The sequence below is a fragment of the Priestia sp. D3YE.R1 genome, from assembly GCF_049199565.1.
Taxonomy (GTDB): domain Bacteria; phylum Bacillota; class Bacilli; order Bacillales; family Bacillaceae_H; genus Priestia; species Priestia aryabhattai.
The window spans coordinates 1986613-1999368 of the sequence record NZ_JBLTHW010000001.1; the positions used below are offsets into that span (position 1 = coordinate 1986613).

Below are 12756 nucleotides of genomic sequence, written 5' to 3' on the forward strand. Positions count from 1 at the left end.
GAATGTTGAGATACGTAACAAAAGAATTAGCTCAGAAAATTGTGTGTAGAACAATGGAGATTATTGATTGCAACATTAACGTAATGAACGAAAAAGGAGTCATTATTGGTTCGGGTGACAAAAATCGAATGGATCAAATCCACGAAGGAGCGTTGATGGTATTAAAAAACGGCAGTTCCTACGAAATTAATCAGCAGCAGGCTGACTCGCTGCGCGGAGCCAAACCAGGCGTGAATTTGCCTATTTTCTTTAACGGAGAAATTGTTGGGGTTGTGGGATTAACAGGACTGCCAGAGCAGATTCGTAATTACGGAAAGCTCGTGCGTATGGCTGCTGAAATGATTTTTCAAGAAATGATTTTAATAGAGGAAATTCAGTGGGATGAACGATTAAAAGAAGAGGTGGTTCATCAGCTTCTTCAACAAGAAGAGCCGCTTGATTCCTTATTTTTTGAACGAGCGAATCGGTTTAATATTAACCTATACCTTCCAAGAATGGCACTAATTATTAAAGCTGAAAATCGCCATGAAGTTATGAAGGTTGTAAAGAAATACATAGCTAATAATGATCTATACGCTATGCTTCCAGACGGAGTGGTTCTATTAAAATCTATAGAAGCCGGCAGCGCTAGCAGCTATGCTGAACAGCTGGAAAAGCAGCTTCGTGCGTCTGATTGCCTTTATAAGTTATCTGCAGGATCTGTTCAAGCTGATTTTAAAGGCCTTCATATATCGTATCAGCAGGCGAAAGATACGCTTTCGGTTGGTTCAAAGCTTCATCCAGAAGCTGATTTCTACTGCTATTCGGATTATCAAATTCCCGTACTGTTACGTCAACGCGCCGGTTTTCAAGAAAATCATGATCTGTTGCAATACTATGAAAAGCTTAAGGAATATGATAAGAAAAAAGAGCTTATCGAAACGTTAACGATCTACATAGAAGAAAATGGCGAAGGAAGCACGGCAGCTAAAAAGCTTTTTATTCATCGAAATACGCTAAGCTACCGTTTAGATAAAATTCAAGATATCACGGGAAAAGATCCAAGGAAAGTAAAAGACCTTCTTGAACTATATGTAGCAATGCTGCTATCTAAAATTTCATAATTGTGCACGTGCATAAAAGATCTTGCGATAGTAAGGTCTTTTTTTGTTGAAATGACTAATGAAAGAATTAAAGGTAGCGCTTACAATTAGCATTGGGGATAGAAGAAACAAGAAAGGGGATGCTTTATGGACGTTCAAGTAAGCGCATTAGGCGCGATTTGTGCATTAGTAATTGCCATTATATTAATTCTAAAGAAAGTGGCTCCTGCATACGGAATGATAGCCGGAGCTTTAATAGGAGGACTGATTGGCGGAGTTAATATTGCTGATACCGTTACTTTAATGATTGAAGGAGCGCAAGGCATCATTCCCGCAGTGCTGCGGATTCTTGCAGCTGGGGTATTAGCCGGCGTATTAATAGAATCAGGTGCTGCAGCGGTTATAGCAGAAACCATTGTGAAAAAACTCGGGGAAACAAAAGCACTTTTAGCTCTAGCGCTAGCCACACTTATTCTAACCACAGTAGGCGTGTTTGTTGATGTGGCTGTGATCACAGCAGCCCCTATTGCTTTAGCGATTGCTAAACGTACGGGTATGTCAAAGCCAGCTATTTTATTAGCGATGATTGGAGGAGGAAAGGCAGGAAATTTAATGTCTCCTAATCCTAACGCCATTGCTGCTTCAGATGCATTTAATATTCCGCTTACATCCGTGATGGCTGCAGGAATTATTCCTGCTATATTTGGCGTAACGGCTACTTATATAGTAGCCAAACGATTAGTGAAAAAAGGAACAATGGTTCAAATTGAAGAAATAGATACAGTGGATGCAAGCAGCTTGCCGCTGTTTTTAACGGCCATCATAGCACCAATTGTTACCATCGTGCTACTGGCGCTGCGCCCGCTTTTTGATCTTAATATTGATCCGATGGTTGCTCTTCCTGCAGGAGGGATTGTTGGTGCCATTGTGATGAAAAAAGGAAAACAGCTTAATACATATGCTATTTCTGGATTAGGGAAAATGTCAGGTGTAGCCATTATGCTTCTCGGAACTGGGACACTAGCAGGAATTATTGCTAACTCTCAGCTAAAAGACGTGATTATTCAAGGCTTGTCTGCCATTGGATTGCCAGCTTATGTTTTAGCTCCGGTTTCAGGTATTTTTATGTCAGCGGCAACCGCTTCGACAACGGCAGGAACAGCAGTCGCAAGCCAAGTTTTTGGCTCGACGATTTTAGAGCTGGGCGTTTCTGCTTTAGCCGGTGCTGCTATGGTTCATGCCGGAGCGACCGTACTTGATCACCTCCCGCACGGAAGCTTTTTCCACGCAACGGGCGGAAGTGTAAACATGAAAATAAAAGAACGCTTAAAATTAATCCCTTACGAATCGCTTATTGGACTCATTATGGCAATTGTATCCACGCTTATATTTGGTGTATTAAAGCTATACGGGTAAAAACAAAAAGGAGTGTTTCTATGAAAATTGTGATTGCACCTGATTCATTTAAAGAAAGCTTAACGGCTTTGCGCGTTTGTGAAGCGGTTGAAAAAGGAATAAAAATTCATTTTCCTAACGCGGAGATTAGTAAAGTACCTATGGCAGACGGTGGAGAAGGAACTGTTCAGTCGCTTGTAGACGCAACGGATGGAGAGGTTATACAAGCGCGAGTAACTGGACCGTTAGGGAAAGAGGTGAAAGCTTTTTACGGAATTCTTGGAGACGGCAAAACGGCTGTTATTGAAATGGCAGCCGCTTCAGGCCTTCATCATGTCCCTGTCGATAAACGCAATCCGCTTGTCACAACAACGCGAGGAACCGGCGAGCTCATTCTTAAAGCGTTAGATCACAAAGTGAAGCATATCATTATTGGCATCGGAGGAAGTGCTACAAATGATGGAGGAGCCGGTATGGCAAAAGCTTTAGGGGCAAAGCTTCTTAATACTAACGGAGCAGAAATAAAAGAAGGAGGCGGCAGTTTAAACCAGTTAGCTGCTATTGATCTTACAAACTTCGATTCTCGGCTTGCTGAAGTCAAAGTAGAAGTTGCGTGCGACGTAGACAATCCGTTAACGGGTGCAACCGGAGCATCTGCGGTATTTGGCCCTCAAAAAGGTGCAACTCCTGATATGGTTAAACAGCTTGACCGTAATCTAGCTCATTACGCAGCGGTTATTGAAAAAGAAATGGATATTCATATTCAGAACGTTCCTGGTGCGGGAGCGGCAGGAGGGCTTGGCGGCGGCCTGCTGGCATTTTTATCTGCGGAGTTAAAGCCAGGTGTAGACATTGTCATTGAAGCAACTCAGCTAGAAAGCTATATTAAAAATGCCGATCTTGTCATTACCGGTGAAGGAAGAATAGATGGTCAAACCATTTACGGAAAAACACCCATTGGCGTAGCCAAAACAGCAAAAAAGCATAGCGTTCCGGTGATAGCGATAGCAGGGAGCATTGGAGTGGGAAGCGAAGCTGTGTATGAACACGGTATCAATGCGTTATTTAGTATTGTTCCAGGAATTGTTTCGCTTTCTGAGGCACTTGAAAAAGCGAGTGAAAATGTTGAGCGAACAGCAGGTAGCTTGGCATCTATAATGCGATTGACAATGAAATGAAAACTCATGTACCCTATTTAAAATATCTTTGGAACAAAAAAGATTAAGTAAATATTAAGTAAATATAGTTATAGATAATGGAATTCTCCTTACCGTCTTCAAATGCTAGAAGAATTTTTAGTTTGTAATAAATCATAAGCACATTGTATAAATGGACAAAAAATCAATAAGGAAATATAAAACTTATTTGGAATTATTAACATGAGGCAAAATGTATAAAGTTAATAACATTATCGTGAAAAATAGGGATATATGAAGGATATAGGGAAAATATGGACGTTAACCCAATAAAATGTTGAAATTGGTAGAAAAAGATTTTAATATGAAGTTGTTAGCAAATCTGACACACAAATATTGGGGGTAGAAGAAGTGAAAAAAGTAACATTTGCTTTGGCGGCAGCGTTAACATTTGGGGGAATTGGTACTGTAGCAACTACAGCATCAGCAGAATCAAACGGTTTGGATAAAGACTGTTCTGATTTTTCATCTTATGATGAAGTAGTAAACTACTGGAATTCAAAAGGATACACAGCAACAAACGATCCTGAGCGCTTAGACGGATGGGGTAATAAAGTAGACGATGGTATTCCTTGCGAAGCTCCATCGGGATATGATACTTCTAAAATCAATGGCATTGCTAAGAAAGAAGAATCTACTTCAGAAGACACAACTAAAGAAGAGACTACTACAGAACAAACTAGTGAAGAGCAACCTGCAAAAGAAGAATCCGCTACTGACGATTCAACTAAACAAGAAGCTGTTACTAAAGAAGATAACTCTTCTTCAGAGCAAAAAGCTACTGGTGACAAAAAAGAAGGCGAAGAGCTTCCTGAAACGGCAAGTAATAACCCACTTGGTGTAGCAGCCGGTTTAGCTGTTGCGACTGCTGGTATAGTAGTATTTACTCGTCGAAAAAATTCAAAAGCATAATATACTAGATATATTGAATAGGGACGGGATTATTCCTGTCTCTTTTTTATAGAGGTGATCTTATGAGAGTTTTGGGCATATGTCTTTTTGTTGTAGGTATTTCAGTGGCGAGTTACTCTTTCTTTGAATGGAAGGTGGGAAAGTCATCGTCAGAAGTCCTTTCTCAAAAAGAAATAAAGCATTATGAAACAAAGGAAAAAGAAGATGTAGGTCAAAAATTTTTAAAAGCTAATCAAGACAAATCACCTAGCAATATGAATTTAGCACAAGCTGAAAAAAAATCTCCCGAAAAAATGAAAGAATATGATTATAAAAAGGGTCAAAAAATTGCTAATCTTGTTATTCCTAACTTGAAATTAAGATATTCAGTATACTGGGGAACGGATGCAGATACTTTAAAAAGAGGTGTAGGGATGTTTGTGAGTGACTTAACTACTAGCCCAAAGGGAATGGGACACACAGTATTAAGCGGGCACCGAGACACCGTATTTACAAGGCTAGGTGAGCTTAAAATAGGTGACAGTCTAATTGTCGAGTTTGATAACAAGCTTTACGAATACCAAATTAATAAAATTTGGATTACAGATAAAGAAGATCGGAGAGTCATTGTTCCTAAAGATCAGCCTATACTTACACTAACAACTTGCTATCCATTTGACATGATTGGAAAAGCACCTGATCGCTACATTATTCAAGCTAAAATGATAGAAAACTAAAAGCGATATACCTATTAGGGGTAAGTCGCTTTTAATTTTGTCTAAAAATTTTTTTGAACCTGGACAACTTCTAATATAATTATTTTTTTGTGAAAAAATACAATTGTAGCCCTATCCCCAAGGAAAATAAAAAATTTCCCTCAATTGTAAGACTTCTTGATAAAGGTTCTAAGTATCGATGTTTCTCGTTCTTTTGTCGTAAATAGAATTCTATGAAACCCAAGTGACGTTGCTTTTTTAGTTATGTCATGTGCTTTGTTTTTAACTCTTTCTTTTTACAGCCCACCCCTCAATAATTTCCATAAATTCACTTAGGTGTTCTTCAAATATCCGTTTTCGATGTCCGTTTGCTCCAGATGGATGAGGAAAGCCAAATAAATACGTATGCCGAGAAAACAAAGGTTCACCCGAAAGTTTTCTTAAAACATTTTCAACTGCTTTTCCTAGCGGAACGATTAAGCACGGATTCTTTATTTTGTTCAATTCCTGTGGAAACACTTCAAAAGCATAGTGCGAAAGAAGCGCTGAGCGTTCAATTGGGGGCTGATGACCCGTATAGTTTTTTCCTTTGTAAAATACGGGATATTTCAGTACGGACGTTGTATGCAGCATATCTCGCTGTGAAGCAAATAAATCAGCGGCACTGTCCATACCGATCGCTTTTTGAACGCCGCATCGATTTAACATGTCTATTAAATTTACTCTCATCGTTCCGCTAAAGCTAGCGGCTTTTTTTGTTTCGTACAGTACTTGTTCAAGCGGATGATGATGGGACAGGCTGGAAACACATTGTTTAAAAGCGGTTTTCATTTGAAACCAGCCTGGTGTGATGCCGGCAATAATAATATGAGCGTCCGGATTTATGTAATCGTTATGGGGCGAGTAGTACATGCTTAGTTCATGTTCTTGTCCGATTAAAAAGTCTTTTTGCAACAGCTGTTCTTTCGTGAAATTCATATTATGCAATTGTTGAAGGGCAGGCAGACATTGTTGAAAATAAGAATGTTGGCTAATCATAGGCTCTCTCTTTCCTTATCAGTATTTCTCCTTTTATTTTCCCCAACAAACCGTTTTATATCAAATATGAACAAATTCTTACGAAAATTAATGTTTACTAAAAGTTTACTTAAGTTTTAGTGCGGTGTGATAAAGACAAAGTAGTAATAGCGGCTTTTTTGTCATTTTAACGGTGGGACTAACAAAAGAAATGAAGAATTTTGGGGAATATTTTAATAAATTTACTGAAATTTTAAAATTATTTATTGAAAGCGTTTTATTAATGTGCTATTCTTCCAATATAAGAGATAAATATTTAGTAAAAATAGAAGATTATAATAGAGAGGTAAAAAGATGGCAACTTTAAAAGATATAGCGGCGTACGCTAATGTTTCCAGTTCAACCGTATCCAGAGTACTAAATAATGATCATACGCTTTCTGTATCTGAGGTTACTCGTGAGCGCATTCTTCATGCAGCCAAGGAGCTGCAATATACGCCTGTGAAGATACGAAAAGGAACGGCAAACGGAAAAGACATAGAAGCTCCAAGGATAGGTATTATTTTTGCTCAATCCCTTGAAGAAGAGCTAGTAGACCCTTTTTTCTCTTCTATTCGCCATGGAATAGAGAGTGAATGCGCAGAAAAAGAAATTTTTACAGTAAAGTCATTTAGACTAAAAGGTATGAAGCAAGAAGAGCTGCTGCAGGATCTTGATGGAGTAATTGTAGTGGGAAGAGTTAGTCCAGAAACGGTTCAAGAAGTGAGCAATCATTTAGATACTATTGTTTTTATCAATCACAAAGCGGATGAGGATTTGTACGATTCGGTCAGGATTGATTTTGAGAAAGCTACTAAACATGCATTAAATCATTTATTTGACCTCGGTTATAAAAGAATTGGCTATATCGGAGGGACAGAAAGAGAACATTATATCAATGGAAGTTCTATTATTGAAGATCAGCGTCAAACGGTTTTTGAACGCGTTATGCATGAAAAAGGCCTGCTCGATTCTGAGAAAGTTTATGTCGGCGAATATTCAATGAATGAAGGATATGAGCTGATGGGACAAGCGATTAAGCAAGGAAATCTTCCTGAGGCATTTTTTATCGCAAGTGATGCAATGGCGATAGGAGCAATGCGTGCCTTGCAGCAATCAAATATAAAGGTTCCTGAAGACGTAGCGATTGTAAGCTTTGATGATGTGGATGTCGCAGCATTTGCGAGCACGCCGCTCACCACGGTTAAAGTATATACCGAAGAAATGGGAAGGCAGGCTGTTAAAATGCTAGTAGATCGGCTAAGCGGCAGGTCTATTCCTTTAAAAGTCATGGTGCCGACTAAATTAATTTACCGTGAAAGCTGTGGAGCTTTACTCAAGAAGCAGTAACCTAAAAGCTATAACTCGAAAGGGGGTGATAAAAAAGCAGAATTCATACATAAAGAGTGGTAAGGGGGAAGAAAAATAGAAAAAATCATAAAAAAAGCAGGCTAAAAAGCCCTAGAAACTACATACTTATTGGCAGATAAGTATGTAAATGAAAAAGCTTTTTCATCTCTAGGACTCTTTGAACCTTTGTAAAAGTATAGGATTAAATTATAAGTGACTTTATTTCGTTGTGCAATGAATTTGTCTATGATTAAAATACTGAATATTCAGTTATTTATAACTTAATAGAGTATGAGGAGGAAAGAAGATAAATGAAAAAGCTTACGTATCTTTTCGTTCTATTACTAGTCTTTTCTGTTGTGGCAGCGGGCTGCGGAAATAAAGAAGCGGCAACAGGCGGAAATGGGAAAACAACGTTAACGCTTTTTTCTACGATGAGTAATAAAGGCGAGAGAAAAGCGCTTCAAAACGCAATTGCAGAGTTTGAAAAACAAAATCCAGATATTAAAATTGATGCGAATTTTCCGGGTAACGGCTATGAAGATATGCTTCGTGTGAAAATGGGTGCAAATGATATGCCGGATTTATTTGATACGCACGGCTGGTCTCAGCTTCGCTACGGGGAGTATGTAGCAGATTTAAAAGATATGGATTGGGTTCAGCATTTGGATCCGGCGCTAAATCAAATTTTAAAAGATAAAAGCGGCAAAGTGTATGCGTATCCTTTAAATCAAGCAAAAGACGGAATTAGCTATAATGCGACGCTGTTAGAAAAATACGGAATAAAGCCTCCTAATACAATGGATGAATTTATAACAGCATTAGAAACAGTAAAAAAGAAGAGCAAAGGAGAAGTAGCGCCTCTATGGATCCCAGGAGGGGAAAATGGCAATATTGCTCAAGTGTTTGATCAGCTGGCTACACCTCAGCTTATTACAGCAAAAAATAAGAACTACGCTAAGCAGTTGGAAAAAGGGACATTCAATTGGTCAAACTACACGCCGCTAGCAGAAACAATGGCAGAAATGAAGAAAAAAGGGCTGCTGAATGAAGATGTATTAACCGCAAAAGTATCTCAAGCAACGGAATTAATGGCTCAAAATAAAATTGCTTTCACATTTGTGGGCGGATCTCTTGGACCGGATGCAACAGAATTAAATCCTGAAGTAAAAGTAGGAACGGTACCGGTGCCTGCTATTCATAAAGGGGGCACGCAAAGCTGGATTGGCGGAGAGCGCTTTACCCTTGCTGCGTGGAAGGATTCTAAGCACCTTAAAGAAGCGAAAAAATTTATTGAATTTGTGTCACAGCCGGAAGTTGCCAAAAAGATTGCCGAAGGAACGTCTTCAGCATCGGCTCTGACAAACAATAAAACCCAAAACTACTACTCTGAATACTACGATAAGTATAGCGATATTAAAGTTGAGCCATACTTCGACCGGAAGTATTTACCGAGCGGCATGTGGGCAGTGATGTCTTCTACAGGTCAAGAATTGCTAGCGGGAAGTTTAACGCCAAAGCAATTATCAAAAGAGATGGAAAAAGAGTACAAGCGTCTCAGTAAACAATAAAATAGTGTGCAAAAGTTCCTTGTTCGCTAAGAAGCAGGGAGATAGGTTTCTGCTTCTTTTCAACACAAGCTGAAATAGGAGTGAACACGATGAATGAATTAGTCAGGAAAGAGCCGGTTTCTGTAGTAAGAGATACGGAAAAACGAAAGAAAAAATTAAAAACAGAGTCCTCTTTATGGTGGATGTACCTTCCCGGCTTAGTAATTATCACCGTTTTTATTATCTATCCTTTTATTAACGGAATTAGACTTTCCTTTACTAATTGGAATGGATTTTCACAAACGTACGATTGGATTGGGCTCCAGCAGTATAAACGTTTGCTTGCAGATCCAACGACCTGGCTTGTGATAAAAAATACGCTGCTCTACGGAATAGGCAGTACAATTTTCCAAAACATTATTGGCTTGTTATACGCTTTGCTTCTGAATCAAAGCATTAAAATGAAAGCTGTAACAAGAACAATTGTCTATCTTCCAGTTATTATCAGCCCAATTATTATGGGGTATATCTGGTACTTCTTTTTTGCCTACCAAGGAGGCGCTTTAAATGACCTTCTTGTATTTTTAGGCTTTGAGAAAATTAATGCTTTGGGAACTCCAGAGCTTAACTCTTGGATTATCGTGTTCGTCAATACGTATCAATTCGTTGGAATTGCGATGATTATTTATTTAGCGGGGCTGCAAAGTATTTCAAAAGATTATTACGAGGCAGCGCAGCTTGACGGAGCATCGGCTCTTCAGCAGTTTAAAAACATCACGCTTCCACTGCTTATGCCTTCGATTACAATTAACGTCGTTTTAAATATTATCGGAGGTTTAAAATTGTTTGACGTCATTGTTGCGCTGACAGGAGGAGGGCCTGGAGATGCATCGCAGTCGATGTCTACTTTTATGTATGACTTATATTTTAGAAGACAAGACGCCGGCTATGCAGCAACTCAAGGTGTGTGCATGGCGCTCATTATTTTAGTCATTAGCTTATCAGCACTTGTGTACTTTAAACGAAAGGAGACAGAAGCGTGATGGACTATACAAATAAACGGAAAAAACGATTTTTTACCTTTCTAGCTCTTTGTATAACTCTCGTTCATATTGTCCCTTTTTATATTCTAGTTACGACTTCTTTAAAAGCAACCGGGGATTTTAGTTCCAAATGGGTATTTCCAAAAAGCATACACCTTGAAAATTTCACAGCGGCTTGGGAGCAAGCGAATTTAGGCAGTTCTTTTATGAATACGTTTATCATTACGTTCGTTTCGGCGGTTCTGCTTATTGTTTTAGGATCAATGGCTGCGTATCCTCTAGCGCGCCGCCAGACGAAACTAAATAAGTACGTCTATTTTATCTTTATCGCCGTGATGGTAATACCGCCTCTAACAGCGTTAGTTCCGCTGTACAAAATGGTTGTGAATATGGGGATGATGAACACGTACCAAATTGCTATTTTAAACAATGTTGCAGCATTTTTGCCGCTAACGATCTTTTTGTATGCGAGCTTCATTCGCTCCACTATTTCTAAAGAGCTCGAGGAAGCAGCAAGAATTGACGGGGCCGGCACGTTAACGATTTTCTTTAAAATCGTATTTCCGCTGCTAAAGCCTGTTACTGCATCCATTTTAATTATTGCCAGCGTCTATATTTGGAACGACTATCAGTTTGCAATTTTCTTCCTTCAAGATAAGGAAATGCATACATTAACCGTTACGTTAGCAAGCTTTTTTGCCGAAAATCAAAATAATCTTAGCTTAGTAGGAGCGGCTGCGATTATTGCGATGCTTCCAATGACCATTTTATTTTTAGTGCTACAAAAATACTTTATTGCAGGGCTTTCATCAGGATCTGTAAAAGGATAAAACCAATACGAGGAAGGAAGATGACGATGTCTAAAATCACATTTATCGGAGCGGGAAGTACAGTTTTTGCAAAAAATATTTTAGGAGACTGCATGTTTGTGCCTGCTTTAGCTGGCTTTGAATTTGCGCTATACGATATAGATGCTGAGCGTTTAAGAGATTCGGAAAATATGCTAAACAATCTAAAAGAAAACTATAAATTGAATATTACGGTTAAAGCCTATTTGAACCGCAGAGAAGCTTTAACAGGAGCAAAGTACGTGATTAACGCCATTCAAGTAGGGGGTTATAAACCGAGCACCGTCATTGATTTTGAAATTCCTAAAAAATACGGCTTGCGTCAGACGATTGGAGATACAGTAGGAATTGGAGGAATCTTCAGATCACTGCGCACGATTCCTGTGCTGTTTGATTTTGCAAAAGATATTGAAGAAGTATGTCCAGATGCGCTGTTTTTAAATTACACCAATCCAATGGCAACACTAACGGGTGCAATGCTGCGCTATACCAATGTAAAGACGGTAGGCCTTTGTCACAGTGTTCAAGTATGTACAAAAGATTTATTTGATTCTCTTGGAATGGATCATGAAGGAATACAAGAGAAAATCGCAGGCATTAACCATATGGCATGGCTGCTAGAAGTAAAAAGAGATGGACAAGACTTATACCCAGAAATAAAGCGTCTGGCAAAAGAAAAACAAAGAACAAAGCATCACGATATGGTGCGTTTTGAGCTAATGGATAAGTTCGGTTATTATATTACCGAATCGTCTGAGCATAACGCAGAGTATCATCCATACTTTATTAAACATAAATATCCAAATCTTGTTGATCAGTTTAACATCCCTCTTGATGAATACCCGCGCCGATGCGAAGAGCAAATTAGCAATTGGGAATCAATGAGAGAAGAAATGGTTAACAACAGCCAGTTAACTCATACACGTTCACATGAGTACGGCTCTAGAATTATTGAAGCAATGGAGACAAACGTGCCGTTTAAATTTGCGGGTAACGTATTAAATACCGGAGGCTTAATTAGTAACCTGCCGACAAAAGCGTGCGTAGAAGTTCCATGTGTTGTAGACCGAAGCGGCATTATGCCGACTTATGTAGGAGACTTACCAGAGCAGCTTGCGGCGTTAAATCGCACGAATATTAATACGCAATTATTAACTATTGAAGCAGCTGTCACTAGAAAAAAAGAGCACATCTACCAAGCTGCGATGCTAGATCCTCATACAAATGCGGAATTATCTATGGATGACATCATTCGTATGTGCGATGATTTAATTGAAGCACACGGCGAGTGGCTGCCTGATTTTACAGGGAAAGTGAACCAATACGTGTAATAAAAGAATCCTCGGCTGAGATCAGCTGAGGATCTTTTGTACGTAGGAAAAGAAGGGAATATCATCCAAATGGATATTGACATTTAAAAATGTTCGTCATACACTGTAAGAAGCAAGTCATTTTATACTAAGAAAGGAAAGGTACCGTAGACAATGGATAAGTAATCCTATTTTTTTAGACATTCTTTTAAAACTTTATTTTAAATGAACATTTGTCTAGATAGGATTAGTCTGTACATTTTTAGGTGCCATTTCTATATGTCTTATATGAAGTGATTTCTCCCTTTTTTTACTCTAT

The 12756-nt window shown here is 38.8% G+C and carries 11 protein-coding genes; 10 read left to right on the top strand and 1 reads right to left on the bottom strand.

The features are described 5' to 3' along the window. Positions 1-2 precede the first annotated feature (2 nt). From ACOZIR_RS10610 to ACOZIR_RS10630, 5 genes are all read left to right on the top strand, one after another. Complete coding sequence (locus ACOZIR_RS10610; RefSeq protein ID WP_340142000.1) at positions 3-1103, top strand: sugar diacid recognition domain-containing protein; 1101 nt, start codon at positions 3-5, stop codon at positions 1101-1103. A 126-nt stretch (positions 1104-1229) separates the two neighbouring features. After that, positions 1230-2498 (top strand): GntP family permease, encoded by a 1269-nt coding sequence (locus tag ACOZIR_RS10615; protein ID WP_045292233.1) that lies wholly within the window; start codon positions 1230-1232, stop codon positions 2496-2498. Positions 2499-2518: 20 nt separating this feature from the next. After that, entirely contained in the window at positions 2519-3655 is a 1137-nt protein-coding gene (locus tag ACOZIR_RS10620) for a glycerate kinase (RefSeq protein ID WP_421535569.1), read from the top strand. Between the two features lie 369 nt (positions 3656-4024). Continuing rightward, complete coding sequence (locus ACOZIR_RS10625) at positions 4025-4585, top strand: LPXTG cell wall anchor domain-containing protein (protein WP_310878582.1); 561 nt, start codon at positions 4025-4027, stop codon at positions 4583-4585. A 62-nt stretch (positions 4586-4647) separates the two neighbouring features. Beyond that, positions 4648-5301 carry a class D sortase gene (locus ACOZIR_RS10630; RefSeq protein WP_310878583.1) on the top strand — a complete coding sequence of 218 codons (654 nt, stop codon included), beginning with the start codon at positions 4648-4650 and terminating at the stop codon, positions 5299-5301. 261 nt (positions 5302-5562) lie between these two features. On the opposite strand, the gene ACOZIR_RS10635 is transcribed toward ACOZIR_RS10630, so the two are convergent. After that, complete coding sequence (locus ACOZIR_RS10635; RefSeq protein ID WP_421535570.1) at positions 5563-6318, bottom strand: hypothetical protein; 756 nt, start codon at positions 6316-6318, stop codon at positions 5563-5565. 333 nt (positions 6319-6651) lie between these two features. On the opposite strand from ACOZIR_RS10635, the gene ACOZIR_RS10640 reads away from it, so the two are divergent. The 5 genes from ACOZIR_RS10640 to ACOZIR_RS10660 all read left to right on the top strand — a co-directional run bounded on the left by ACOZIR_RS10640 (position 6652) and on the right by ACOZIR_RS10660 (position 12458). Beyond that, on the top strand, positions 6652-7686 hold the full coding sequence (locus tag ACOZIR_RS10640) for a LacI family DNA-binding transcriptional regulator (RefSeq protein ID WP_310878585.1): 1035 nt from the start codon (positions 6652-6654) through the stop codon (positions 7684-7686). Between the two features lie 311 nt (positions 7687-7997). Then, on the top strand, positions 7998-9257 hold the full coding sequence (locus ACOZIR_RS10645; protein WP_025751562.1) for an ABC transporter substrate-binding protein: 1260 nt from the start codon (positions 7998-8000) through the stop codon (positions 9255-9257). Positions 9258-9346: 89 nt separating this feature from the next. Next, positions 9347-10279, top strand: coding sequence for a carbohydrate ABC transporter permease (locus ACOZIR_RS10650; RefSeq protein ID WP_016766148.1), 933 nt, complete (start codon positions 9347-9349; stop codon positions 10277-10279). Next, positions 10279-11109, top strand: coding sequence for a carbohydrate ABC transporter permease (locus tag ACOZIR_RS10655; protein WP_045292225.1), 831 nt, complete (start codon positions 10279-10281; stop codon positions 11107-11109). The genes ACOZIR_RS10650 and ACOZIR_RS10655 overlap by 1 nt, the downstream gene beginning before the upstream one ends. Positions 11110-11135: 26 nt before the next feature. Then, positions 11136-12458: an alpha-glucosidase/alpha-galactosidase gene (locus ACOZIR_RS10660; RefSeq protein WP_045292224.1), complete on the top strand. Its 1323-nt coding sequence runs from the start codon at positions 11136-11138 to the stop codon at positions 12456-12458. Positions 12459-12756 lie beyond the last annotated feature (298 nt).